Raw genomic sequence first — 25146 nt, 5'->3', positions numbered from 1 at the left:
CGCGTGCCGATCCGCTCCAGTATCGGGTCCACCGATCCCCCTGCCGTCCGCGTGACGCCTCCGACACGGATCGTAGGCGCATCCGTACCCAGCGTGCAGGCAGAACAGGCAATCACCCAAGGATCCTTGACGGACGATCAAGCCCCACGATCATGCCGCTCTGCCAGCACGAGTACACCCAACCACCGCCACACCAGACCCGTGACCAGCAACTTCCGGATGAAACGAGCTCAGTGAAGGTAAGTCTTCCCTCAGCGCGGCCGACCGCCATCCGAGGGAAACTACGGAAAAGCCGCGCCGAGCTCGCGACTCAGTCCAGAAGGCCCTCATCCAGGGCGATCCGCGCCAGCTCGGCACGAGTGCGGACCTGCAACTTGCGCTGGATGCTCGCGCGATGGCTCTCGACGGTGCGCGGGGAGACTGTAAGCTGCTCGGCGACCTCACCCGTGGTCAGTCCCGCCGCGATCAACCTCAGCACCTCAAGCTCGCGCGACGACAGTGCATCGATGTCGGCGCTTCGCCGCTGCGCGGCGCCGCTCGCGGTCGGTGCGGCGGCACGGAACGATACGAAGCCCTCGTCGGCGATCACGGCACGGAGCACCGACATTAGGTCCTCGTCGAGGCATTCCTTGGTGATGTAACCGCGTGCGCCGAGCGCTCGGGCCTTCTCCACGTATCCCTTCGCGCCGTGCATGCTCAGCACGACTACTCGGGTCTGCGGGGCGACTGCGGCGATCTTCTCCAGCAGGTCGAGGCCGCTGACGTCGGCCAGCCGGATGTCGAGCACGAGCAGGTCGGGTCGCAGGTTCGGGAGCGCGGACATGAGAGCGTCGCCGGTCGCCACCGCCGCCACCAGCTCGAACTCCGATGTCGCCTCGAGGATGCGCCGGATACCGGAACGGATGAGCCCGTGGTCATCGCACACCGCCACACTAATCACGACTTGACCGGCACCTCCGCCATGATCGTCGTTCCCTGGTTGGGACTGGATTCGATGGACAGCCGCCCACCGACCAACCGGGTACGTTCGCGTGCGCCGATGAGGCCCAGCGACTTGCGCTGGTCGGCGAGCTCGACATCGAAGCCGATTCCATTATCTTCCACGACCGCGCGGAGGGAGTCCGTGGAACCGACGAGCATGACGCTGGCTTCGCGGGCGCCGCTGTGCCGCGCGATGTTGGTCAGCGCCTCCTGGACGATGCGGAAAACCGCTGTCTCTACGGCCGGAGACAGCGCGGGAACATGGCCGGTGGTCGTGAGATCGACCCGGATCGGGAACCGCTCGCGGAAGTCCTCGACGTACTGCTCGATGGATCCGACGAGACCGAGGTCGTCGAGCCCGGAAGGCCGCAGCGACCAAGCGACCGAGCGCGCCACCGTGATGCCTTGGCGGACGATCTCGCGCACCTCGGTCGCCGTCTCCCGCACGGCCGGGTCCGAGGAGTCCTGGAGCGTGCTGAGCCCGCCCATCGCGGTGGCGAACAGGTGGCTGAACTCGTCGTGGAGGTCGCGCGCAATTCGACCGCGCTCGGCTTCCTGTACGGCGACCATGCGCTCCATCGACTCCCGGCGAAGGATCTCGCGCTCGATCACGCCACCCGCGACTGCCGCGAGCACTTCCATCGTCGGCGCGTGCTGCTCGCCTTCTCCCAGCGGGAAGGCCGCCACCACCGAGACCTCGGCCTCGCCGTCGCTACCGACGGGCATGACCAACCGTTCGGTGACGTGCATCTCGGCACTCTCGGGTGCGGTACCCGGCTCGCGTTGTTCGACTTCGGTCTCGTTCCGAGTGAACTCGACCCGTCGCGCGGTGGTGGTTGCGAACACGGCATCGCGAAGCTTGTCGAGCACCTCGGCGACCTCGTCGGCGGCAACCAGGGAGCTGACGGCATCGAGCAACGCATGATGACGCGTCGAAGAGGTGCCGGCGAACGGTTCGTGCGCCGACCCGGCCTCCACGATGCCGCGGTCGACGCTGATGCCCAGCTCACGGACGGTCTCGGGCACCGAGATTCCGGCGAGGGCGCCTCGTCGGGGTGTGACGCCCGCCAGGGAAGCCACCAGTGCGCACGCCGCCAATTCGCCTTGTGCCGCGTGGCGCCGTGCGCTGCGGGCCGCGGCCCGCAGGACCACGCTTCCGAGCAGCCGGTGACCCGAGGCGAACGCCATCAGTGCCCATTCCCGCCACGCCGCCGGACGTTCGCCGCTGAAGACGAGAGCGGAGCGTCGCGCACGTCGAAGGATCCTTCTGGAGGTCCTGGTCTGGAGTCGTCGCTCCTCGGTCCACCAGGAAGCACCGGCGGGCAAGGACATACGGAGGATCTGGAGATGCGAGGTGAGGATCGGGGCCAGGAAGTGGTTCCTGATCCCCGAGGCGCGCAGCAGCTCGTCGGCCTGCCGAGCTGCGTCCAGGGCTTGCTCGTAGTGCTCCGCGTGAGCGAGTCGCTGCGCGCGCGACGCCTGCAACAAGGCGAGGGTGTGGCGATCCCCGGGGTCGGTCTCGTTGATCTCGCGCATCAGCGTCTCGATGGCGACGTCTCCGGGCAGGTAGCTGGCCCAGATCGCCAGTGCGGTGCCCGCCCCGATCAGGTCGCCCCGACGCTTGGCCTCCCGGTAGGTGTAGCGCGCCAGCGTCCCGGCATCGTTCAACAGTCCCAACCGCCCGAAGCACAACGCCTTCTGCCACATCGCAGCGACCTGCTCCCAGCGATCCCCGAGGACGTCGAAGGCGGTGATAGCGGTGTCGAAAGCCTCGATCGCCTCGCGGTACCGGTTGGCGGCGTAGAGCACGAACCCACGGAAGTGGTGCGACTGCGCGAGCCCCCAGCCATCTCCGGCGCGTTCTCGCAGCCGCAGCGAGCGGTTGATCAGTCGCAGGGCGATCGGCGCCAGGATCGGTGCTGTGCCCGAGAGGACCGCCGCTGTGGACAGTGCCTGTGCTCGTTCTCGTGTGCTCCCAGCGGCATTCGCGAACCGGGCGCCGCGCAGGATCGCCCACACCACCCAGACCGGCGATCGGATGAACCACCACTCGTACACCAGCCGGTTGTACGTCCGTGCGGCCAGGCGCCGACGTTCACTGTCGACGTACCGCCGCGCGGATCTGCCTGCCCGGAGGGGCCGGACGAGCCACCCGCCGGCGAGGAGCACCAACTCATACAGCACGGAGACGCCAGCGTGCCAGGCGTGTCGGGGAACCGGCAACGCGAGGTCCTCCAGCGAGCGCTGCCGCCATTGGGCAGCGTCGTCGAAGCGTCCGGTCTTGAAGGCGAGCTCGCTCAGCAGCGTGGCGATCGGGACGGAGTCGGTGGCCGTCTGGGTTCTCGACAGGTCGTGCGCGCGGACCAGCTCCTTGGCGGCCAGGTCGTAGTTGCCACGGAGCATGTGGACGGTGCCCAGACCCTCGTAGACGCGAAACCCCAGGCCGTCGTCGACACCGAGGTCGCTGCTCGCGAGACCGGCCTCGGCGATCGCGAAATTGATCTCGGCGACGTCGAGGGCATGGTGCCTCAGCCCGGCCTCCCCGGCGCGGAGCGCATAGTCCAACGCCTCAGCCGGGTGCCCCGCGCGCGCATAGTGGTAGGCGATGTCGTAATCGGCCCGCGACGTCCCCCGTCGTTGCAGGGCACGAGCAGCACGGAGGTGCAGCGCCTGCCTGCCGCCCTCGTCCAGCGCGCGCAGCACTGCGTCGCGGAGGCGGTCATGGGCGAACTCGAGCTCGCCGCGATCCCCGCCCGGGACGCCGCGAACGATGCCTCGACGGACGGCTTCGTCCAGTCGCTGCTCGACCGCCGATGCGCTCACCGACAGGGCAGCGGCGAGGAGCCCGGCAGAGAACCGTCGTCCGATGACAGCAGCCTGATGCAGGGCCTCCGCCGTCGGGGGTGACAGCGAGCTCAGCCACGTCGAGACCAGGACCTCAGGGGCGCCGCGTTCCGGACTTGATCGTCGTGCGTCGAGCGGCGCGGGCTCGCCGCCGTCAGCGCGCTCGTCTGCCGTCCAGCCAGCGGATGCCCCGCTGAGGAAGGACGAATCCATCAGCCCCTGGCAGATGAGGAGGGCGTCCAGGGGATTCCCGCGCGAGAGTTTCGCGACGTAGGGGATCACGTCGGCGGGCACGCTGGCGTCGACCGAGCGGATCAGCTGCTCGGTGTCCACCTCCGAGAGCGGCGAGAGGCCGACGTACTCGACCTGAGCTACGCCCCACTCGCGGACCCTTGCCACGGCTTCGGGCCGACAGGAGATGACCAGCGTGATGCTGGCAGCGCCGGTGGGCGCTCTGGCCCCGATCGTTTCGGCCAGCTTCTCGAGCACCTGCCAGGTCAGGTCGTCAGCCCATTGACCGTCGTCGAGAACGATCAAACCAGCGTCCTCGGGCCCGAAGGCGGCGACCAGCAGCCTGGCGATCGCCGCGGGGACGACCTGGGCCGGGGCGTCCAGGAGCACGGGCCCCGGCTCTCGCGCTGCGGGCGCGCCCGCGAAGGCAGCGGCGAACTCGGGGACCTGGTCGAGAACCACGGGAAGGAGGTCGCCCAGATCGTCGCGGACACGCACCACGCCGTCCGGGTGCGCGCCCAGGTGGGCGACCACGTCCCGAAACACTCCGCCGAACGGACCCAACGGCCGCGTCGGGGCCTGGTCGAAGGCGCCGGTGCGCAACACGGTCGTTCCCCGCCCCGCCGCGTGCTCGGTCACAGCGTCCAGCAGGTGGGTCTTGCCGAGGCCCGATTCTCCGCTCAGGCAGATGGTCGATCCAGACCCATGCTCGGCCCCTTCCGCGCCGCTGATGAGTGCGGCGAGCTCGTGGTACCGGCCCACCGGCGGCGGCGCGGGCGCAGACGTCGACGCGCCGGACCCCTGCGGTACGCCGGCGCCGGGCTCCAGCTTGGTGCTCGTTGCGAGCAGCGCTTCGAGCTCGCCGAGCACCTCCTCGGCGGTCTGGAAACGCATCGCCGGAACGGGGTCGAGCAGTCTCGCGAAGACGGGCCGCAACGGACTCGGCACCCTCACGAGATCGAGGAGCTGCGCCGGATCTCCGAGGCCTTCCGCGGACGGGTGCATGCGCCGCAGCACACTCGCCGTGCGATTCACCTGAGCGACTGACTCCAACAGCACGAGGCCAGCAGCGAAAAGGTCGGCGGTGAAGCCCACGTCCAGGTGCTGATGCGGCTGGTCGCTTCGCTGATTGTCCACGTCCGCGCGATCCGTCCAGCCGTCCCGCGCAGCAAGCTGCGCACGCGACACCCCCACGTCGAGCAGGACCAGGTCGCCACGCCCGGTCAGCACGATGTTCGCCGGCGTCACACCTCCATGGGCGATGCCCAGGCTGTGCAGGCGCGCCAGCGGGTAGAACAGCGTGCTCATCACCCTGAGCTGCTCGACGAGCGAGGGGGGCGGCTGCCGGGCGAACCACTCCCGAATGTCCAGCCCTTCGACGAAGGGACGGACCAGGTCGAGGTGATCCAGTCCCCGATCCGCGATCGTGACCGCCACGACATGGGGAAGTCGCGTCCTTCGGATGGTCTCGACCTCGCCCTCGAGCCACCGCCGGCTCCACGGCCGAGTCCTCGAGAGATCCAGACGTCGCACCACGAGCTCGCGGTCATCCGCCGAGACCGCGAGCGTCGTCGTGATGCCGGGACTCTCCCGCAGCACCTTCACCGTGTTGAACTGCATGCCCTCACCAAGCCCGACGGACCATTCTGGAGAATAGATGGGGCCTTCCCCTGCGAAAGTGGACACACCCGACCCGGGCAACCGTCAGCCACTACACCCGGCGCGGCGACCCCCTGCCCGCCCGCCTCCGCCCCTGGCGAGCATCACCCGACCACAGCCGATCACATCACGAAGATCTGAGGCTGTAGTACTCGGCCACCCGGGCCTCCAGCTGCCGGATCCGTTCGTCCGGGTCGGCGGACGGTGCCAGCTGTCCTGCCCGGGCCGGCGCTGCCCTGCCTGACCGAGCGGCCGCCGGGGCGACGCCGCGACGTTCCCGGTCCCGCAGCACCCACTCACGCAGCGTCTCCCTGTTGATGCCCAGGTCAGCGGCGATACTCTTGTAGGTCGCCCCGGGCGTGGACTCGTACAGGGCCACGGTATCGGCCTTGAACTCGTCCGAGTAGTCCTTCATCGCCATCGGCGGTGTTCTCGCTTCCTCCGGATCAAGCAGATCCAGTATCAGCGTGTCCACCACTCAGGGGGAGGCCCCCGTGTGTCCAGCAGGCCCGGCGGTGACGGCAGGTGCGTTCAGGGTCGGGCGACGAACTTGTGCCCCCACGTGCTGATGCTGTCGTAGCGCACCACGGACCAACCCGGCTGGACCACACGAGCGCCCCAGCCGAACTCGACCGCGAATCCCGAGGGCGTTCCGCCGTAGAACGACACCATGTGGTCGTTGGTGTGGCGGCCGAGGGTCATGACCACGGCCTCGTCCTCCACGCACCGGTCGTAGGCGAGGCCGACGTCGTCCAGGCTGATCGTCTCGAGCATGAAGTGGTGCAGCTTCTTGCCGCCGGGCAGGCTCGCCAGGGCGAGCGTGTGGTGACGGCCGTTGCAGTGCAGGAAGTACACGCGCGCCGCCACCTCGGGGTTGACCTGCCAGTCGATGATGTCCGACAGGTGGAATCCGAGACCCTGGATGTAGAAGTCGAGCGCCTCGCCCACATCCGGCACCGCGAGGACGTAGTGCCCCATGCCCTGGTCCTCCGTGCGGAAGCCGGAGACACCGGTCGGTGAGGCGAACGGCTTCTCGAACAGCTCCGTGCCGCCGTAGTAGATCTCGACGCGTGTGTCGGTCGGGTCGGTGCACGAGATGAGACCCAGGACGCCGCGCTCGGCGGCGAGCTCCGCGCTCTCAGTCGTCACCTTGACGCCGAAGTCCTTCAGCCGCTGCTTGATCGCCAGCAGCTCGTTCTCGGTGTCGACCTCGTATCCGGCGAAGGCGATGTCGTCGGAGGTCCCCGGAGCGACCTGGAAGCGCCACGCACGCGAGTCCAGCCGGAACCGAGCGGTTCCGGCAGAGGCGCTGGCCTCCATCGCACCCAGGCGGGTGGTGGCGTAGCTGCGCCACGCGTCGACGTCGGAGGCCTCGATACCGAAGTAGCCCAGTCGCTGAACGCTCATGCCGTTGCTCCCATCTTGAAGTGCTGATCGAGAAGGTCACCGCGGTTGGCCTCGGTGAAGCCGCGGACTCCCATCCCGCCGTCGTAGTTCAGGACGCTGCCGGTGAGCGGCTGGATCTCGGCGCGAGTCGCGAAGAAGACGTAGGCGCCGGTGTACTCCTCGGCCGTGGCCATCCGCCCGGTGGGGAGGATGTCCGTGAGCATCTCGCCGAGGGGAACGGTCGAGATGGAGGTGTCGGCCAGGCCGAGCGTCCTGAGCCCGCGCAGGTCGCTGCCGCCGATACCGCCAGGGGCGATGCCGTTGACCCGGATGTGCGGCCCGAGCTCATAGGCCAGCTGCTTGATCATGCCGACCACGGCGTGCTTGGCACCCGTGTACAGCGCGCCGCCTCCCGCCGTGTAGAAGCCGGCGTTGGACACCGTGAAGATGACATTGCCCTTGCTGGCGTACAGGGCCTCGAGGCCGGCCTTGACGCCGAGCAGGTAGCCCTTCACGTTGATCGAGAACATCTCGTCGAACGCTTCGACGATCCGGTCCTCGGGGATGTCGACGAGCGCGGTCGAGTAGTCCCAGACGCCGGCGTTGCCCACCAGGGTGTCGAGCTTCCCGAAGGTCTCGACGCACTGGGCGACGGCTTCCTTGTGGCTCTCGAGCTCCCGCACATCCCCCTCGACGCCGACGATCGAGTCGCCGTGCGCCTCACGGAGGGCGTCGAGTCCGGCCGCGGAGCGGTCCAGTACGGCGACCCTGGCTCCCTCGGCGACGAACCGATCGACGATCGCGCGGCCCATGCCGGCAGCGCCGCCAGTGACGAGCGCTACCTCACCATTCAGTCTCACTTGGTTGGTTTCTCCATTTCTTTCATCTCGCGGAGGCCCGCGGGCTGCACCTTGAGCAGCTCGCGGAGGGGGATCGTGCTCTCGCCGAGCGCGTCCGGAGACACGACGGCCCGAGATTCGACCAACCTTGTAGCCGTGGCGAAGTCGCGGGGTGAATCGACGGCCACGGCCGCGATCGCCTCGCCCTCCACCACCCTGAAGAAGATCGCGGGGTCATCTCCGATCCGACCGCGCGAGACGAGCTCACCAGGTTTTTCGAAGTCACCGATCATCTGGAGGCGGTGCCCGGCGATCTCGGTCCATGAAAGCGGGACCTGCGGGGCCGGAACGGAGCGATCCAGCATTGCTGCCGCCGCGGCCGCGGCCTGCTTCTGGCTGTTGAGGTACGTCTCGAGCGAGCGACGACCACCGGCCCGTAGGGGCCACGACGCGGCGTCCCCCGCAGCGAAGACCCCCGGGCTGGACGTGCGGCCGGACTCATCGACGACGATGCCCCTGTCGCAGCTCACACCCATTGACTCGGCAAGCGTCGTCTCCGGCTCGGCTCCCACGCAGACCAGTGCGGACTCGGCTTCCAGCCGGGTACCGTCGTTGCTGACCACCGCGGCCAGGCGTTCACGGCCGACGAACTCCGCGACTGCCGTGTTCAGGCGTACGTCCACCCCGAGTTGCTCGAGCTGCTCACGACACCAGGATCCGATCCTCCGGCCGAGCACCCGGATGAGCAGCTCGTCGGCGGCCTCCAGGATCGTGACCTCGAGCCCGAGCTTGCGGGCCGTGGTCGCGACCTCACAACCGATCAGGCCACCACCGACGACCACCACGTGGGCACCGGGCTGCCAGCCCTCACGCAGGGCCTGTACGTCGTCGGCCTTGCGCAAGGTGCCCACACCCGGCAACGCGAACCCCGGAATCTGCGGAACCCTTGCGCGAGCGCCGGTCGCGAGCAGGACCCGGTCCGCGGCGAGGGTTCCACCGTCGGCGAAGTGCAGCAGCCGGGCAGGGGTGTCGACCCGCGTGACCGCACGGCCAGCGACGCTTTCGACGTCGAGCAGCTCGAATCGATCTGCGGGCAACAGCACCGGGGGTTCAGACAGTTCTCCGGCCAGCACGGCCTTCGACAACGCGGTTCGGTCGTAGGGCGGTTGTTCCTCATCTCCGATGAGGAACAACCGCCCGTCGTAGCCCTCAGCGCGCAGGGTCTGGACGGCCGCGACCCCGGCCACGCCGTTGCCCACCACGGCGATCGCGTTCGTCATGCCGACGCGGCCTCGCATTCGAGGTCCACCATGACGTCGCCGTCCTCGACCATGACGACGTACGTGCGCAGCGGCGTGGATGCCGGCAACGCCTTGACCGCTCCTGTACGGACACAAAACCGCGCCCAGTGCAGGGTGCACTCGACGATGCCGTCCTCCAGGTATCCCTCGGAGAGCGACCAGTCATCATGAGTACAGGTGTCCTGCGTGACGAAGTACTCGCCGTCGACATTGCTGAGAAGGAGTGGCCCTTCGTCGCTGTCGAACCGGAGCATTTCGCCCGGAGGAACATCCGCAGCTGCACAGATCCGCGTCAAACCCATCTGAACTACCCCCTAGAAGAAGAAGCTGAGGTTGTTCGACAGGATCGTGCTCTGGTCGATCAGGATCGTCCGCGACGCAATCTCGAAGCCAGCATCGATATCGGTCCGCCGCAGGACGTCACGACGCTCGCCAGTGAAGATGTCCACCTGGCGCTCGAGTCGACTCCGGTACACCACGAAGACACTCGAGACCTCGAGCTCGTCGGTCCGATCACCGTCAAGGATCATGACGTTCGTGATCGCGTGGCGGGTGCGCGAGGCCGGGTTCTCCGACCAGCTCACGTCGGAGGTGATCTTCCTGATCCGCCCGGCCATCATCTCGTGGTTGTCGTCGAAGTGGGCGTAGTCGCCCACGGCGCCCCACTCCAGGCTCGCCTCGCGCATCATCCGAGTCGAACGGATCGGCATGAGGTACCGGACGTCCTGCGCCAGCAGCTTGAACCAGTCCACGAAGCGCCGGTCGTTGAGAAGCTTGGCCTCCCAGTAGTAGAACTGCTCGACCTCGTGCTGCAGGACGGGATCGACCGGCCCGGGCTTCATGCTCACAAGAGCGTTCGCAGGCGCTTCCATGTTGATCGTCATCGGAATTCCCTTCCGCGAATTCAAGAGGGAGTCGGGCTCAGACCGACGTCGGGATCGCCGGAGCCGGACGGGTCGCGTTGAGCGCCGCCCAGTCGGGGGACGTCATCATCCGGCGCCACTGGGCGTAGAAACCGCGAGCAGCCTCCTCGCTGTAGACGTGGGAGGTGGTTCCGGGCCAGTCCGGGTCGTTGGAGTGCGTCGCACCCAGGCCCATCTCGGCGTTGAACGCACGGCTCCGGGCCTTGTGCCCACGCAGTACCGACTGGATCTCGACCCAGTTCTCACCGTCGTCCTGCTCGAAGACGCCACCGGCAGAGAACGTGCGGAGCGTCTGGAGGCGGTACTCCTCCTTGATGTCCTCGGGGGCATCGGCGTCGACGACCGTGAACGCCCAGACCTCGATCTCGTGCGGGCCGCGCGGGTGCCAGGACCGGATGGTGTTGATGCCCGGCAGGAACGAACAGGTCGGGAAGACCGTCATGTGCTGGGCGCAGATCTGGGTGCCGCGCACCTCGCTATTGAGGCGCTCGGCTGCCTTCTCGGCCATCGGGCCTGTCGTGCAGTACTCGAGGATCTTCGGACCCATGATCGCCAGGAGAAGTCCCGGGTCGTTGATGTAGAAGCCACTGCCGTGACCACCCCACGGCGCCCGGTACTGGACGCCGTTCATCGGCGGCTGGAGCTGCGTGACGTCGACGCCCTCCGGCAGGCCGGCCAGGATCCCGGACAGGTGCGACGTGGTGCCCGCGTGGTACATGTCGGAGCAGAACTGCTCCGCGGCGAACTTCCAGTTGCAGGGGATGACCCACTTCTGGATCCCCGGGAGCGCGACCGTGCCCGCCTCGGTGCGGTCCAGCATGTGGTCCATGTAGAACTTCGCCTCGCCCAGGTAGGTGTCGAGGTCGGGCGCATCGGCGTCCCAGTTCGCGAAGATCAGTCCCTTGTAGGTCTCCACGCGCGCCTGCAGCGGACCCCACTCCTCCTTCTTGAGGTTCGGGAAGGCCTCCTTCTGCATCGGAACGCTCACCAGGTTGCCCGCGGTGTCGTAGGCCCAGCCGTGGTAGCTGCACGTGAAGGACTTCGCGTTGCCCGAGTCCGCCCGGCAGATCCGCATGCCGCGGTGGCGGCACTGGTTGAGGAAGACCCGGATCGAGCCGTCACGCTGACGCGACACGATCACCGGGTCCTCGCCCATGTACTGGGTCATGAAGTCGCCCGGCTTGGGGATCTGGGTCTCGTGGCCCATGAGCAGCCAGGTGCGGCCGAAGATCAGCTCGAGCTCCTGCTGGTACAGCGCGTCGTCGGTGTAGATCCGCGGGTCGATCCTGCCGTTGTCCTCGTCGAACAGCGCCAGGATGTCGGCGTCTGCCCAACGCGGCGGCTTCTTGGCGCCAGTTGTGGGCTCAGACAACTGATCGGTCATCAGAACTGCCTCTCTCTCGCGTGGTCCGCATCGGTGCGGGTTGTGACGGCGATTCACGCTCTATCGCCCAAGGGCGGTGGAGCCGGTGGCCCCATACATTCGGGGAAAGTACGGAAGTTGTTCCAGGTCAGGTAGCGCGGTGAGCACAGGGCAAGGGCAGCGCGACGCGCGCTGTCCGACGCCGCATTCCAAGGCGTTCTGCGGCCTTGTCGCGGCGCCACAGAGGCCCGCCGGGACACGGGCATCGAGACGACGCCGTACGCCGCCCCACGTGCGCCGGCCGGCCCGGGAGCGCCGTTGTCGCGGGCCCACCACTGCTCCTGGCTGCGGTCAGCTGCTGAGGAACTGCTCGACGACCGCGTTGAAGTCGTCGGCCCGCTCGAGCTGGGTCCAGTGACCGCAATTGCCGAAGACGTGCATGTCCGCGTTGCGCAGCGCCTGGGCCATGTTGATCCCCACCTGGAGGGGAACGACGCGGTCCTCCCGCCCGTGGACGACGAGGGTCGGCGTCTCGATCGCGCTGACGACCTCGGGCGTGATGCCGAGATCGTTCCCGGCGTGCTTCTCGTCGAAGAACATGGAGCGGTAGGCCTCGTGAGCGCCGGGGGCGATGCTCGCCTCGTACCGGTCCAGGACGAGGTCAGGCGTGATGATGACCGGATCGCACACGAAGACGTTGACGAGGAGATCCTCCATCGCGTCATACGACGGCTCGTAGGAGCGAAGCGCCTTCAGCGCCTCGGTCGGGACCATCCCCAGACCCGGCGAGCCCATCAGGACCATGCGCTGCACCCGCTCCGGGTGACGACTCGCCAGCTCCAGGGCGATCCGGCCGCCGAGGGAGTTCCCGACGAACGAGGCCTCGTCGACCTCGAGCGCGTCCATCAGGCCGAGCACTTGGTCGGTCCACGTCTCGAGCGAGTACCAGACGTCGTCGGGGCGCTCGGTCGTGCCCCACCCGACGAGGTCGAGGGCGATGACGCGGAAGTTCTCCGAGAGCGGTCCGATCATCTTCCGCCAGTTGGCCCAAGCGGACGCTCCCGGACCCGATCCGTGGATGAGGATGACGGGCTCGCCCACGCCTGAGTCGAAGTAGGTGGTGTCAACGCCACCCGCCTTGATCCTGCGGCTTTCGGTCGTCGAGGTCACGGTCATGTGAGGTTCCTTCTCCGGTGCTGAGTGTGTGGGTGGTCAAGGGATGTGGCCAGTTCCGCCGCGCGTCGGTGCAGCGAGGCGAGCGGTACGACGTCGTCAGCCAGGCCCGACCTGAGGGCGTGCTCGGCGGTGATGGGTGCAGGCGCAGTGCCGGTCGAACCACGGGTAGTCAGCCGCGGGCCGACCAGGTCAGGTGCAGCTGCCAGGAACCGGGCGTGGGCGGAGGCAACGACGACGTCCGCTTGTTCGACCAGCTGCAACGCCTCCCGGCAGGCGACCCCATTCACCGCGACGACCAGACGCTTGTCGACGCCGCACTCGCGCGGCGTGACCGGGACGGACGGACGGTCGGCGCGGTCGAAGCCGACGGAGAAGGCTTCGGCTCCCGCACCGCTGAGCACGATCGCGTCGACCTCGGGGTCGTCGCGCACACTGCACCAGACGAAGTTCAGGCGGCGCGCCATCGCGGCGTCGTATGGCGTTCAGCGCCAGGACCCGGTTGAGGCTCACTCGCAGCACCCGGTCGACGCAGGTGACGACCACGCCGTCATCCCGCGGCTTGCTGGACCCACCGCGCCACCGCGATGACCCAGCGTCCCGCGGCACCGTCATCGCCCATCTCCTTCGTTCGACCGGCCCGCGCGGATCTGGCGCGGTGTGGCTTCGGTCTCAGTAGACGGGCCGATGTCGGTCGAAACATCCGGGTGAATTACGGAAGTCCGCGAGGTTTCCGGCTCAATACTGTGCCGCTTGGCGTGCCGTGTGGCACGACGGGCAGATTGCGGAGGTTACCCATGCACGTTCCGTTGACGGTCGCGGACTTCCTGGAGCGAGGCGTGACGGGGTTCGCCAACTCCCTCGCCATCGTCGACGAACCGGAGCAGCCAGCGATCTCCGTGGGATCGCTGACCTACGCCCAGCTCGCCGACAGGGTGCGCGCCTGGCAGGCAGGGTTCGACGCGTTCGGCATCGCGGTTGGCGAGCGGGTGGCCGTCGTCAGCCAGAACTCGGCTCGCCTCCTCGAGCTGCTGTACGCCGTACCGGCCAGCGGACGGATCTGCGTCCCGATCAACTTCCGCCTCTCGCCGGCCGAGATCGGCTACATCGTCGACCATTGCGGCGCGTCGGTGCTGCTCGTGGACCCCGAGCTCGATTCGGCCCTGTCCGGGATCGTGGTGCCGCACCGCTTCGTCCTCGGTGAAGAGACCGAGACCGGACTGATGCGGTTCGACACCGAACCGATCGCGTGGGCGAACCCGTCGGAGGAAGCGACCGCAACCATCAACTACACGTCCGGAACGACGTCCCGCCCGAAGGGCGTGCAGATCACCCACCGGAACCTGTGGATCAACGCCACCACGCTGGCCCTCCACACTCGCGCTTGGGAGCGTGACGTCTATCTGCACACGCTGCCGATGTTTCACTGCAACGGCTGGGGCATGCCGTTCGGGATGGCTGGCCTCGGAGCGACACAGGTCGTGCTGCGCAAGGTCGACGGTGCCGAGATCCTGCGGCGGGTCGAGGCGCACGGCGTGACGCTGATGTGCGGCGCTCCGGCCGTGTGGAACGCCGTGGTGGATGCGGCGCAGACGTGGGACGGTGAGATCCCGGGGCGCGATCGCGTGCGCCTCATCTGCGCCGGCGCACCGCCGCCGAGTAGGCTCATCGCCCGACTCGGCGACGAGCTCGGGTGGGAGATGTACCAGATCTACGGACTCACCGAGACCTCTCCCCTGCTGACGTTCAACCGATCTCTTCCTGTCGACGACGTGCTCAGCGCCGACGAGCGCGCCGGCCGGCTGTCGCGTGCCGGACTGCCGGCCCTCGGAGCGCGGATCCGCATCTCCGACTCCGGGGAGGTGCTGGCACGCTCCAACGTCGTCATGCAGGGGTACTGGAACGACCCCCAAGCCACCGAGTCGGCCCTGCGCGACGGCTGGTTCCACACCGGTGACGGCGGCACGCTGGACTCCGAAGGCCATCTGACGATCACCGACCGGAAGAAGGACGTGATCGTCACAGGAGGCGAGAACGTCTCCTCGATCGAGGTGGAGGACTGCATCTTCGGGCACCAGTCGGTAGCGCAGGTCGCGGTGATCGGGGTGCCGGACTCGCGATGGGGCGAGACCGTCAAGGCTCTCGTCGTGCTCGCGGAGGGCGCCAGCGTCACCGAGGCCGAGATCATTGCGCACTGCAAGGAGCGGCTCGCCGGGTACAAGGCACCGACCTCTGTCGAGTTCCGTGAATCGATTCCCGTCACGGCGACCGGCAAGATCCAGAAGTTCCTGCTGCGCGAGCCGTATTGGCAGGGCTTCGCACGCGCCGTGAACTGAGCCAGCAGAAAGCATCAGTCGCCCGACCGCGCCGGATCATCAGGAGAAGGTATGTACACCGAGACGGAGATGGACCGCGTCGTCCGCCATCACGCCGACGGCATCACGACGATCACCTTGAACCGTCCGGCGTCCGCCAACGCCATCGACCTCGCGACCGCGCGGGATCTGCGCGCCCTTGTCCGCGACATCAGCGCGGATACGCAGGTCGTCGCGTTGCTCGGCGCCGACGCCCGATTTTGGGGTCTGTACGGTGATCTCGACTTTCGACGTTCTGATTGATCGTCATGCCAGGTTTGTGCTGGCTGCGGCCCATGCCTCTTGCACGGCGCGGATTTCGGTATCTGTGGGCTGACCGGCGTCGATGGGCATAAATCGGGCCGCGATGATCGTTCGGCGGAGCTTGGCGGTCATGTCGGAGCGCCATCAGGGTGCGTCTTGGTGAGGTACCACGGGGCCCGTGCCCGGTGCTCGGCCGCGTCCTGGGGGTGGTGGCCGTGCAGCGCGTACCAGACCACGGTGATTGTGTAGCAGTACAGGCCGAACGGAACCCCTCGCTGGACCGCGCGCCGGGTCCGGTGGTGGGCCTGGCCGACGCCGAGGATGCTGCGGGCTTCGCCGAAGGTCACCTCGATCGACCATCGCGCGGCATACCGGGTCACCAGTTGCCCGGCCGACGCGGTCAGGTCGGTGGAGATCAACGCCAGGTCGTAGCCGGTGTCGATGGCATCCTCGCGGAGCAGCAACACCTTCACCGTTTGGGTGTGGAAGGAGCCGTACCACAGGCAGGTGGTCTCGGCGGTGAACACGGTCTCGGTGCGGCCATAGCGGGTCACGGCCTGCGGGGTGAACGCCAGCGTGGCGGCCAGCTCGGCCGGAGTGCCGAGCCTGTCGCCTTTCAGGCGGGGCCTACCGCGCCGTCCGGTCGGCGGTGGGGCATGGCGGTAGAGCACCGCGTGGGACGGCAGTCGGGTGGTGAAGGTGACAGATACGGGCAGGTCACGCAGCGCCTTGCCGTGGTAGGCGGCATCCGCGACCACATCGATACGTCGGCTCCAGTGGCAGGCGGCCAGGAATCGGATCATGGAAGCGGCCAGTTCGACCTTGGTCTGCTCGCCTTTCGGGCGGTGCAGCCGGGCGGCCTCCGGCAGGCACACCGGACGGGGCAGGCACGGCAGGTCCACGATCAGGCCGAGGACGACGAAGCAGGTGCCGTAGCCGATCCCGTCGCGGCCGGCGGCGGAGCCGTCGTGCTGCCAGGCGGCGCCGAAGACCTTCTTCCCACGCCGTTTGAACAGCGTGTCGTCCACCGCCACCGTCAGCGGGGTGCCGTCGGGTACCACAGAGCGCACCACAAGGTGGGACAGCGACGCGCCCAGCGTCTGCGGCTCCCAGCGGGCGCGGGCGAAGAAGGAGTGGGCCCGGTCATGGGACCAGTGACGCGTCAAGTTCGCGCCCAGCAGTATCCCGGTGACCGTGCCCCGACCGGTGTTCGCGATCAACCCAGTGACCAGCGCGGCGAACGTGGAGAAGGTCGGCGAGGTGAAACTGCCGCGCAAAGCGCCCAGCACAGCGAGCAGAGATGCGGGTACGGTCGGATCCGGAAGCATCGGCGGGTCCCTCACAGCAGGCGACATAAGCACCGCCGATGCTTCCTTGGCGTCTGCCTCCCGGCCGGGCCGATGGCCACAGGTCACCCGTGCGAGCTACCTACCTGACAGTTGGTCAGAACGACGAAAGTCGAGAGGGACTGCCGGTTCGGGAAATGCCGGTAGAGCGTGGCGATGCCCACGCCGGCCTCCTGGGCGATCCTGGTGAGCGGGCCTGCCCCCGCGCCTGTCGCAAAGACCCGACGTGCGGCCTCAAGGATCCTCCCGACACTGGTGACCGCGTCGGCGCGCATTGTCCGAGCGTCCACGTGCACCGTCCTTCCACGCGTCCCCCGGGCACCACTTGTGGCCTGGGGTCAGACTATCGCGTGGCGGCGCGAGGCTTCGTGGCGCTGGATGCCAAGGGGTGCGCCGAGCGCCGTCGCGCTCTGCCACACGTGCGCGGCACGGCCGGCACGGATCAGGCGTCGTCGATGAGTTCGGACATCGTCGCGCGGATGACAGTGGTGATCGAGCGGCCGCGCAGGCCCGGATCGAGGGGGACTCGGCGTGCGCGAACGGTGACGATCGGCCGGTCCAGCGTTTTCCACCGCGGCAGCGTGCGCTCGACCGGCCACACGTCGTCCGTTCCGGTCAGGGTGAGCACCACCATCTCGGAGGTGCGGTACGCGAGCCAGGCAGCCCCACCACGAAGCTCGCCGATGCCGTCGGGACGCTCGTGATCGGGGACGATACGCCCTTCCGCAGCGATCACCACGACCTGGCCCTGTGCGAGCAGACGCTCTGCTCGGCGCAGTCCGCCCAGGGCCGAGCGCCCTCGAAGGGCGGGGATCGCCCGGAGTACACGAAGGACCGTACGACTCAGGGGCTTGTCGAAGAAGTCCTCCCGGGCAAGCGTGTACGGCCAGACACCGTACCTGCGGCACAGCGTCACGACCACCAGCGGGTCGAAGAAGCTGCGGTGATTGATGACGATCACAGGGCCCTTCCCCAGATCACCGCACTCCTCGAGCCCGGAAGTCTCCAGCCGGGCGACTCCTCGCACACCAAGCGCGATCAGGGCACCGGCGCCGCGTCGCAGCACCCGGGCGGCAAGACACTCGAGCGGGTCGACGTCGCGCCGCGATCCTCCGTGAGGACGCCGCGCCTCCGGGAACCCCGTCTCAGCGCCGGACACCGGCGACCCGCATCGACGTGAGGTCCATCTCCTGGGCGCACGCGTGTAGTTGGCGAGAGGCCGCGTCGTACCCGAGGGCCATGAGCCGGGGCACATCCCGTGAGGACCAGGAGGAATGCCCGTCGGTGTCGATGACGATCTCGATATCCGGCTGTATGATCTCCGCCGGCGGAAGAACCGCTCGCTGAAGGGCCGAGCGGCCGCTCCGAGAGGTCGGTACCCGCAGCCGGACACCGATCGTCCGCGTGGCGCCGAGTCGGCGCGCGGCCCAGACAGGCAGCTGCGAGTTCAGCGCACCGTCGACAAGTACCCTGTCGCCGACGCGCACCGGAGGGAACATGCCGGGGACTGCGACCGACGCCTCGACCGCCGTGGCGGCGGAGCCCCGGTCCAGCAGGACTGCCCGGCGGGTGCGCACATCGGTCGCCACGGCCGCGAAGCGGCGTGGAAGGTCCTCGACGTGACGGCGCTGGAAGATCCAGTGCAAGTTTGCCCTCAGAGCGGTCGTCTCAATCAGTGCGATCCGCCGGCTCGGTCGGAGGCTCCCGAAGTCCGACCAGGTCACGGCTTCGATACGCTCGGCGATCTTCGCCGCTGACAGCCCCGCTGACCACGCACCGCCTATGAGCGCCCCCACGCTCGTCCCCACGACGATCTCGGTGTCGACCCCGTACTCAGCCAACGCCAGCAGAGCGCCGGCATGAGCAGCTCCTCGTGCCGCCCCACTCGAGAGCGCGAGGCCCCAGACCTCGGAGGCTCCTGGTCTTGGACTCGCAGCTTCGATCGTCTCCGTACGGGATGCGTCCACGGAATGCCCTCCCCTCATCCTCATGCGAGCGCTTCTCCGCTCGCCGACTCGACGGCAAACTGATAGCTCGCTATCGATGCGATAGTAGACTATCAGTTACTGTGGCGGGGGTGAGTCTCGGGCCTGCGTAGACCCTGAGTTCCGCAGTTCGTAGGCATATAACGGGTGCGTTGAGCAGTGTCTGCGCAGGTCACCGTTTTGCGGGTACGCGCGACCCGTGAAAGGTGTGGGCACACGTCTCTTCCGTGGCATATTGATCTTCCTGCTATGACCGTTGACGCTCTGGGCATGTACCTGCGGACCACTCGGCGGGAGAACAAGAGCGGCACGACGGTCCGCTGTGTCCAACTCGCGTACAAGCGGCGGGTCAACGGCACTACGCGGGCCGATATGGTGCACAACTTCGGCCGCGAGGACCACCCGGACACCGACGGTTTGCGTCGTCTGGTCGCCTCGGCCAACCGCTACCTCGGCGAGGACGGCGCTGACGCGACCACACCGGCTGCCGGAGGTGACCGGCTCGCGCCCGCTGGGAGCGGTCTGGCTTCTCAGGGCCTGTGGCGGCAGTTGGAGATCGACCAAGCGCTGAAGAAGATCCTCAGCATGCGCCGGTTCCGTACCGACGTCGAGCGGGTGCTGTTCACGCTGGTCGCCAACCGTGCCATCGCACCGGCCTCGAAGCTGTCGGCGGCCGAGTGGGCCGGCCGTGACGCGGTGATACCCGGTCTGGAGGCGATAGACGAGGACCAGGCATACCGAGCCATGGACCTGCCGGTGGAGGCCGACGCCCAGGCGGAAGTGCAAGAAGCGGTGTTCTTCGCGGTCGCCAACCTCCTCAACCTCGAGGTCGACCTGCTGTTCTTCCATACCATGAACACCTACTTCGAACGCGACGAGCCCGACGCGGGCGAGGCGCCGTTCCGCACGTGTGAGCGATCACAAAATTGACGTGATCGCTCACAGCACGTATGGCAAGAGCAAGGATCACCGCGACGACCTGCCGCAGATCACCATCGGGCTGGCCGTCACCAAGGAGGGTGTCCCGGTCCGGTGCTGGGTATGGCCGACGGGACCAGCGACCAGGCGATCCTGCCGCGGGCCAAGGACGACATTCGCGACTGGAGGCTCGACCTCGTGATCACCGTGGTCGACCGCCGTTTCTCCTCCGCGGACAACCTGGCCTGCCTCACCCGTGCCGGTGGCCACTACATCGCCGAGATGCACATGCGTACCGGCGGTGACCTGGTCGAGGCCGTACTCGCCCGGCAGGGCCGCTACCAGCAGATCCGCGGCAACCTGCGTGTCAAGGAGGTCAAGCTCGACCATGCCCCGAGACGGCGCTTCGTCATCTGCCACAACCCCGCCCAGGAAGAGCGCGACCGCCACCACCGCGACGAGGCCATCAAGCGGATCGAGGCTGAACTCGAGCGGATCCGGTCCCAGCGCGAGCGCGATGCCAAGCGCGCCACCACCGGAAACGCGAGAGCGGGCCGCGGCCGCCCACATGCGCGCCGAATGCGCGTTGATCGAACACCCCACCCTGAAGCGGTGGTTGAGGACATCGAAGAACGGACGGCTGGCCATCGACCGCACCAAGATCAAGGCGGAGGAACGGCTGGACGGCAAGTACCTGCTGACCAGCTCCGACCCGCACCTGAGTACCGAGGATATCGCGGTCGGCTACAAGGCGCTCCTGGAAGCCGAGCGCGGATTCTACGATCTGAAAACGGTGCTGGAACTACGACTGGTCTTCCACCGCCTCGAACACCGCATCCGCGCCTACGTACTGCCGTGCTGGCTCCCCCGCTGCTGATCCGCGTCGCCGAACGCCGCACCGGCCAGACCCGGAACCGGATCAGCACCCAGCTCGGCCGCGTCCACGAGTTCACCCTCGCCGGCGACGCCGGACAGATCACCCAGACCACCCCGCTGAACAGCGAGCAGGCCACCCCCTACCCCGACTGCGGCATCAAGCCGCCGCCCCGGATCACCGCCGCAGACCCCGCCTGAGCAGCCGCAACGCGACCGCGTGGGCACACGCCTCCGCAGCCGATCTCTCGACGTTTCCGCAGATCAACCGCCGTTTTCGACACATCCGCGCGCCCACCAACCGCGGAACTCAGGGAGGAGGCGGCCCCGACAAGACAAATAGGCCCTCCATCAAGTAGACATGAACCAGGACAGGGCCTGGGGAATTGCGTGACGCCGGGCCCGGGGATTGCGTCGTCCACACGACCTGTGACCATGTGCCACACCGCCAGGGGTCGGCAAGAGGAGGTGCGCGATGGCGCATCACAGCGCTACTCCCGGAAACCACCAGGATGGCTCTTGATGGCCATCCGCCTCCCCCACCCCGCCACGGCCACCCTCGATGCCCAGGGGATCGTGACTGGGTGGAGTGAAGGGGCACGGCAACTGCTCGGCTACCGGGCTGAGGAGATCATCGGACGGGACGCGGCAGCCCTGCTGCTCGCCGAGCGTGTCATCGAGCAGGTGAAGGGATCCCTGGGCTACCAGAACAGCTGGCGCGGACGTGTGGCAGTACGGCACCGGAACGGCCGCTGCATGGATCTGAGCGTGCAGGTTCTTCGGCGGACGGCAGACCGCGGGAAAGCGTCGGAGTGGCTGTTGGTTTCCCCCGGCGCAGGCAAGTCGCAGGCACCCCTGGCTGAGGCGATGGTGGAGCAGGGGTTCGTCCAGGCCCCGAGCATCCTGGCACTCTTCGACACGGATCTGCGGCTGGAGCGGGCGAACGCCGACACGGAGCAAGCAGTCGCCCTCACGACGGCCCAGATGCGCGGACTGCGGCTACCAGAGATCGTTCCGGATCCGGGTCTCGAGGAGGCCGAGCGGGTTATGCGCCGGGTGCTGGAGACCGGTGAGAGGCAGGAGCACCTGGAGTACTTTCTGCGCGTTCCGGGAGAGGCGTATGAGCACGCCTGGTCGGTCTCTCTGGCATTGCTGAGGGACCCGGCCGGCCAACCGATGGGTGTGGGGTTCGAGGCACGGGACACGACCGAGCAGTACCAGGCTCGTCAGCGGTTGCTGCTGCTCAATGAGGCCAGTACCCGAATCGGAAGCGCCCTGGACATCACACGCACCGCGCAGGAACTGACCGGCGTGGCTGTCCCTCGGCTCGCGGACTACGTATCCGTCGAGTTGTTCGCCTCCCTCGACCAGGGTGAGGAGCCGCCCGCCGGTAGGCAATCCAGCCCGATCGCCCTGCGCCACGCCGCCTGGCAGTGCGCCTTCGAGGGCCGCCCCGAGGCCGGGTCGGCGGCGCTGGAGGTCGTCCACCCGGTTTCCTCCCCTCCGGCCGAGTGTCTGGCCACGGGTCGGTCGGCCATCCATGCGCTGACCGATGCCGCCCTCGGCCAGTGGGGCTCCGCCCAGGCCGACTGGATGCGCAAGCACGGTTTCCATTCGTCCATGACCGTACCGATCCGGGCACGGAGTGCCACGCTCGGTGTCGCTCTGTTCTTTCGTAACCAGCGGCCGGAGCCCTTCGAAGGGGACGACCTGATGCTGGCCGAGGAGATCACCGCGCGGGCAGCCGTATGCATCGACAATGCCCGCCGCTACACCCGTGAGCGCATCACCGCCGAGGCCCTGCAGCAGAGCCTGCTGCCGCAGACACTCCCCGACGAAGGGGGCCTGGAGACCGCGTCCCGTTACCTGCCGGCCGGCTCCGGGACCGACGTCGGTGGCGACTGGTTCGATGTCATCCCGCTGTCCGGCACAAGGGTCGCCCTCGTGGTGGGGGACGTCGTCGGCCACGGCATCCAAGCCGCGGCCACCATGGGCCGGCTGCGCACTGCGGTGCATACTCTCGCTGACCTCGACCTTCCCCCGGACGAATTGCTCACTCACCTGGATGACCTGGTCATACGCCTGTCCGTCGAGGCCGCCTCTGAACGCGGTGGAGACATCGGCGCAACCTGCCTGTATGCGGTCTACGACCCCGTCTCCCGTCGCTGCGCCTTCGCCAGCGCCGGCCACCCGCAGCCTGCCCTGGTCACGCCCGACGGCGACGTCGGCCTGGTCGAGATGCCCGTCGGCCCGCCGCTCGGCCTGGGTGGCCTGCCCTTCGAGACCGCTGTGGTCAGTCTGCCTCAGGGCAGCTTGTTGGCTCTGTACACGGATGGACTGGTCACGACCCGTGACCGCGACTTCGATGAGGGCGTCGACCTGCTGTGCCACGCACTGGTCCGGGCCACTGGGTCACTGGACGCCATCGGCGACACCGTGCTGCAGGCGCTGCTTCCCACCCGCGCCGACGATGACGCCGCGCTGCTACTGGTACGCACCTTCGCCTTGGACCCGTCCCAGGTTGCGGCCTTGGACATCCCCGCCGACCCCGCCGCCGTCGCTCGGACTCGGGCATGGGCATCCACCCAGTTGGGGAAATGGGGACTGGATGAGGAAACCTACGTCACCGAACTTGTGGTCAGCGAGCTCGTCACCAACGCCATCCGCCACGGTCGGCCGCCCATCAGGCTGAGGCTCATACGTAACCGCACCCTGATATGCGAGGTGACCGACGCCAGCAGTACGACGCCTCACATGCGGCGGGCCCGGACCTTCGACGAGAACGGCCGCGGCCTTCTGCTGGTCGCCCAGCTCACACAGCGATGGGGTACCCGTCACGCCCGACAGGGCAAGACCATCTGGGCCGAACAGCCCCTCCCTGCCCGGGCCTGAAACCGACGACCAGCGTTGGCATCAGGTTCTCCGACGACCGTGGAGATCCACATGCCGAAGTGCACGGGACTGCCAACCGAACGGCCCCGTCTCACACGCGACGGTAGCGGAGGGTGACGCTATCCGAGGGGAATTCGGTGACGAAGCAGGGTGAAGCCTGCTCTCCACCGGCCCGGCCTCCGTCAGAACGGTCATCGCACGGGTGCCGTTGCGGAAGTTGCCGCCGTTCTTCCCGGCCGGGTCGTGCTTGTCATGGCCCGAGATGGTCGGTGATCTTGCCCTCCAGGGCGGACTGCAGCAGCCGCTTGGTCATCTGTGCAGCAGCCCGCCCTCGCCGGTCAGCTGAAGGCCCTCGTCCTGGGCGCGGGAGACCAGCTCATCGGCCGGCCGGTCGTCCACCGCCTTCGACGGATTCGCTTCGGACTGCTCGGCGGTCTCAGCCTCGGTCACGTTCTCACTGGTCATCAGTGCATCCTCCCTGATCGGGAGTTACACCGAACGAACGATTTGCAGTCCCGAACTCCGCTGAGAGCCACCTGCCCTGATCCACCGCTGAGACGGCCTGGCGGGCCAACTCGCCAGCGACCACCTCCACGGCGGGTGGTGTGCGCACGAACCTCGGTGCGACAAGGACGATCGATCGCCATACGTCGGGTTCGCTGATCGGCGCGGCGCTCACGGAGCCCCGCGCGACACTTTCGGCGACGCCCGAGCCGGGCAGAATCGTCCATCCGTGCTCCGCCAGGACCAGCTGCTTCTGTACGCGCATCGAGTTGGTCTGTACCGCGACGGACAGGTCGGCTTCCGCCCGGATCGCTTCCGCATCGATGAGACTTCGCAGTGCGTGGCCCGGGGCGGGCATGATCAGCGGGTGCTTCGCCACTTCCGCGAACGACACCGGGTGGTCGGCTCGGAGTCCGGTTGAGGGGGGAGCTACGGCCCAGAGGCGCTCTCGGACCAGCGGTCTGGCGTTGAACGAGGGCGTGCTGTCCAGGTTGTACAGCAGGGTGAGGTCCAGATCCCCGGCGTCGAGCCACTGCTGCAGATGACCCGAGTAGGCGGTCATCAGGCGCAGTTCTACGGTGGGGTGGTTACGGGCGACGGCCGTCACGAGCGGCTCGGCCAGCAGATCGCTGGTGCTTTCCAGCAGGCCGACCGTCACGATGCCGGACACGACCCCGGGGGTCGGCTGAACCTCTGCACGGGCCCGCTCCAACTCGTTGAGCGCGCGCCGAGCGCGGTCGACCATGATCCCTCCAGCCTCGGTGGGACGCATGCCTTGGCTTGTGCGCTCAAAGAGAGGGATGCCGAGTTCCCGTTCCAGGTTGCGGATCTGGCGGGTGACCGCGGGCTGCACCAGGTGCAGGCATTCCGCGGCCCGCGTCACGCTTCCCACCTCCGCCACGGCCACGATCGCCTTGAGCTGCTTGAGGTCCACAGCACCCCGCCTTTCGATGCATTCGCACAGCGGCATACGCCCCATAGCAAATTGCTATTTCTCGCGACGATACATGATGTCTCATCATGGCTGTGCGGGTGCAGGATCGCACCCCTGGAGGTCAGTCATGGGTGAGCACCTTGAGGAGCTGGCAGCCACCGGTCGCACCGCCACAGGTGTCGGGCGGCAGGCTGCCGCCCCTTTGTCACGTGGCAGCCAGCCGACCTGGACGTTCGAGCGGTCGAAAGCTGGGCGCTGGTGCGACATCCAGTACGCCGGTGATCGATCGCATCGGGCGGCAGCTCACGATCCGGGCCGAGCGCGCAGGGATCGTGCCGCACCCGCCGCTCCTTCCAGCGTCCGAGCTCCTCGAGGG

At 67.9% G+C, this 25146-nt stretch carries 23 protein-coding genes and 1 pseudogene; 6 read left to right on the top strand and 18 right to left on the bottom strand.

Annotation, left to right across the window (positions count from 1 at the left end; all coding sequences use genetic code 11):
- Positions 1–310: 310 nt before the first annotated feature.
- The 11 genes from GUY61_RS41420 to GUY61_RS00620 form a co-directional block, all read right to left on the bottom strand.
- A complete protein-coding gene (locus GUY61_RS41420) occupies positions 311–940 on the bottom strand; it encodes a response regulator transcription factor (protein WP_166628039.1) in 630 nt (209 codons plus the stop codon).
- Positions 937–5676, bottom strand: a complete 4740-nt coding sequence (locus GUY61_RS00665; RefSeq protein ID WP_166628038.1) for an AAA family ATPase — start codon at positions 5674–5676, stop codon at positions 937–939. The genes GUY61_RS41420 and GUY61_RS00665 overlap by 4 nt, the downstream gene beginning before the upstream one ends.
- Positions 5677–5842: 166 nt before the next feature.
- The gene (locus GUY61_RS00660) at positions 5843–6190 is read right to left on the bottom strand and encodes a transposase (RefSeq protein WP_166628037.1); all 348 of its coding nucleotides are present in this window, start codon (positions 6188–6190) and stop codon (positions 5843–5845) included.
- Positions 6191–6246: 56 nt separating this feature from the next.
- On the bottom strand, positions 6247–7122 hold the full coding sequence (gene bphC, locus GUY61_RS00655) for a biphenyl-2,3-diol 1,2-dioxygenase (protein ID WP_166628036.1): 876 nt from the start codon (positions 7120–7122) through the stop codon (positions 6247–6249).
- On the bottom strand, positions 7119–7961 hold the full coding sequence (gene bphB, locus GUY61_RS00650; RefSeq protein WP_166628035.1) for a cis-2,3-dihydrobiphenyl-2,3-diol dehydrogenase: 843 nt from the start codon (positions 7959–7961) through the stop codon (positions 7119–7121). Before bphB ends, bphC begins: the two co-directional genes overlap by 4 nt.
- Positions 7958–9220 carry an NAD(P)/FAD-dependent oxidoreductase gene (locus GUY61_RS00645; protein WP_166628034.1) on the bottom strand — a complete coding sequence of 421 codons (1263 nt, stop codon included), beginning with the start codon at positions 9218–9220 and terminating at the stop codon, positions 7958–7960. The genes bphB and GUY61_RS00645 overlap by 4 nt, the downstream gene beginning before the upstream one ends.
- Positions 9217–9543 carry a bifunctional 3-phenylpropionate/cinnamic acid dioxygenase ferredoxin subunit gene (locus GUY61_RS00640; RefSeq protein ID WP_166628033.1) on the bottom strand — a complete coding sequence of 109 codons (327 nt, stop codon included), beginning with the start codon at positions 9541–9543 and terminating at the stop codon, positions 9217–9219. Before GUY61_RS00640 ends, GUY61_RS00645 begins: the two co-directional genes overlap by 4 nt.
- Positions 9544–9555: 12 nt before the next feature.
- On the bottom strand, positions 9556–10125 hold the full coding sequence (locus GUY61_RS00635; protein WP_279576737.1) for an aromatic-ring-hydroxylating dioxygenase subunit beta: 570 nt from the start codon (positions 10123–10125) through the stop codon (positions 9556–9558).
- Positions 10126–10162: 37 nt separating this feature from the next.
- Entirely contained in the window at positions 10163–11548 is a 1386-nt protein-coding gene (locus GUY61_RS00630; protein WP_166628032.1) for an aromatic ring-hydroxylating dioxygenase subunit alpha, read from the bottom strand.
- Between the two features lie 330 nt (positions 11549–11878).
- A complete protein-coding gene (locus GUY61_RS00625) occupies positions 11879–12703 on the bottom strand; it encodes an alpha/beta fold hydrolase (RefSeq protein ID WP_166628031.1) in 825 nt (274 codons plus the stop codon).
- Positions 12700–13167, bottom strand: coding sequence for an enoyl-CoA hydratase/isomerase family protein (locus GUY61_RS00620; RefSeq protein ID WP_166628030.1), 468 nt, complete (start codon positions 13165–13167; stop codon positions 12700–12702). The genes GUY61_RS00625 and GUY61_RS00620 overlap by 4 nt, the downstream gene beginning before the upstream one ends.
- 330 nt (positions 13168–13497) lie before the next feature.
- On the opposite strand from GUY61_RS00620, the gene GUY61_RS00615 reads away from it, so the two are divergent.
- Positions 13498–15036 carry an AMP-binding protein gene (locus tag GUY61_RS00615; protein ID WP_166628029.1) on the top strand — a complete coding sequence of 513 codons (1539 nt, stop codon included), beginning with the start codon at positions 13498–13500 and terminating at the stop codon, positions 15034–15036.
- A 51-nt stretch (positions 15037–15087) separates the two neighbouring features.
- On the top strand, positions 15088–15318 hold the full coding sequence (locus tag GUY61_RS00610) for an enoyl-CoA hydratase/isomerase family protein (RefSeq protein ID WP_166628028.1): 231 nt from the start codon (positions 15088–15090) through the stop codon (positions 15316–15318).
- A gap of 128 nt (positions 15319–15446) precedes the next feature.
- Here GUY61_RS00610 and GUY61_RS00605 read toward each other — a convergent pair whose 3' ends face one another.
- The 4 genes from GUY61_RS00605 to GUY61_RS00590 all read right to left on the bottom strand — a co-directional run bounded on the left by GUY61_RS00605 (position 15447) and on the right by GUY61_RS00590 (position 18649).
- Positions 15447–16646, bottom strand: a complete 1200-nt coding sequence (locus tag GUY61_RS00605; RefSeq protein WP_166628027.1) for a transposase — start codon at positions 16644–16646, stop codon at positions 15447–15449.
- Between the two features lie 83 nt (positions 16647–16729).
- Positions 16730–16939, bottom strand: a complete 210-nt coding sequence (locus GUY61_RS00600) for a helix-turn-helix domain-containing protein (RefSeq protein ID WP_208105384.1) — start codon at positions 16937–16939, stop codon at positions 16730–16732.
- A gap of 167 nt (positions 16940–17106) precedes the next feature.
- Positions 17107–17625 carry a lysophospholipid acyltransferase family protein gene (locus GUY61_RS41415; protein ID WP_166628025.1) on the bottom strand — a complete coding sequence of 173 codons (519 nt, stop codon included), beginning with the start codon at positions 17623–17625 and terminating at the stop codon, positions 17107–17109.
- Positions 17626–17809: 184 nt separating this feature from the next.
- On the bottom strand, positions 17810–18649 hold the full coding sequence (locus GUY61_RS00590; RefSeq protein WP_279576741.1) for a patatin-like phospholipase family protein: 840 nt from the start codon (positions 18647–18649) through the stop codon (positions 17810–17812).
- A gap of 249 nt (positions 18650–18898) precedes the next feature.
- On the opposite strand from GUY61_RS00590, the gene GUY61_RS00585 reads away from it, so the two are divergent.
- Complete coding sequence (locus tag GUY61_RS00585) at positions 18899–19579, top strand: hypothetical protein (RefSeq protein WP_166628023.1); 681 nt, start codon at positions 18899–18901, stop codon at positions 19577–19579.
- A gap of 36 nt (positions 19580–19615) precedes the next feature.
- Here the strand turns inward: GUY61_RS00585 and GUY61_RS00580 are convergent, their stop codons facing one another.
- Positions 19616–20215, bottom strand: a complete 600-nt coding sequence (locus GUY61_RS00580) for a hypothetical protein (RefSeq protein ID WP_166628022.1) — start codon at positions 20213–20215, stop codon at positions 19616–19618.
- Between GUY61_RS00580 and GUY61_RS00575 the strand changes: the two genes are divergently transcribed.
- The 3 genes from GUY61_RS00575 to GUY61_RS00565 all read left to right on the top strand — a co-directional run bounded on the left by GUY61_RS00575 (position 20184) and on the right by GUY61_RS00565 (position 23332).
- Positions 20184–20444: a hypothetical protein gene (locus tag GUY61_RS00575; RefSeq protein WP_166628021.1), complete on the top strand. Its 261-nt coding sequence runs from the start codon at positions 20184–20186 to the stop codon at positions 20442–20444. The two genes, GUY61_RS00580 and GUY61_RS00575, sit on opposite strands and share 32 nt — an antisense overlap.
- Positions 20423–20641 carry a hypothetical protein gene (locus GUY61_RS00570; RefSeq protein WP_166628020.1) on the top strand — a complete coding sequence of 73 codons (219 nt, stop codon included), beginning with the start codon at positions 20423–20425 and terminating at the stop codon, positions 20639–20641. Before GUY61_RS00575 ends, GUY61_RS00570 begins: the two co-directional genes overlap by 22 nt.
- A gap of 321 nt (positions 20642–20962) precedes the next feature.
- Positions 20963–23332, top strand: a complete 2370-nt coding sequence (locus GUY61_RS00565) for a SpoIIE family protein phosphatase (protein WP_166628019.1) — start codon at positions 20963–20965, stop codon at positions 23330–23332.
- 162 nt (positions 23333–23494) lie between these two features.
- Here the strand turns inward: GUY61_RS00565 and GUY61_RS00560 are convergent.
- Positions 23495–23797 (bottom strand): annotated as a pseudogene (locus GUY61_RS00560) (transposase); the annotation flags it as partial.
- On the bottom strand, positions 23787–24770 hold the full coding sequence (locus tag GUY61_RS00555; RefSeq protein WP_166628018.1) for a LysR substrate-binding domain-containing protein: 984 nt from the start codon (positions 24768–24770) through the stop codon (positions 23787–23789). The pseudogene GUY61_RS00560 and the gene GUY61_RS00555, both read right to left, overlap by 11 nt.
- Positions 24771–25146: the final 376 nt, after the last annotated feature.

Source organism: Streptomyces sp. GC420, assembly GCF_009916105.1.
Classification (GTDB): domain Bacteria; phylum Actinomycetota; class Actinomycetes; order Streptomycetales; family Streptomycetaceae; genus Streptomyces.
Note: the sequence above shows the minus strand (reverse complement) of the source record. Positions and strands in the feature narration are given on the sequence as shown.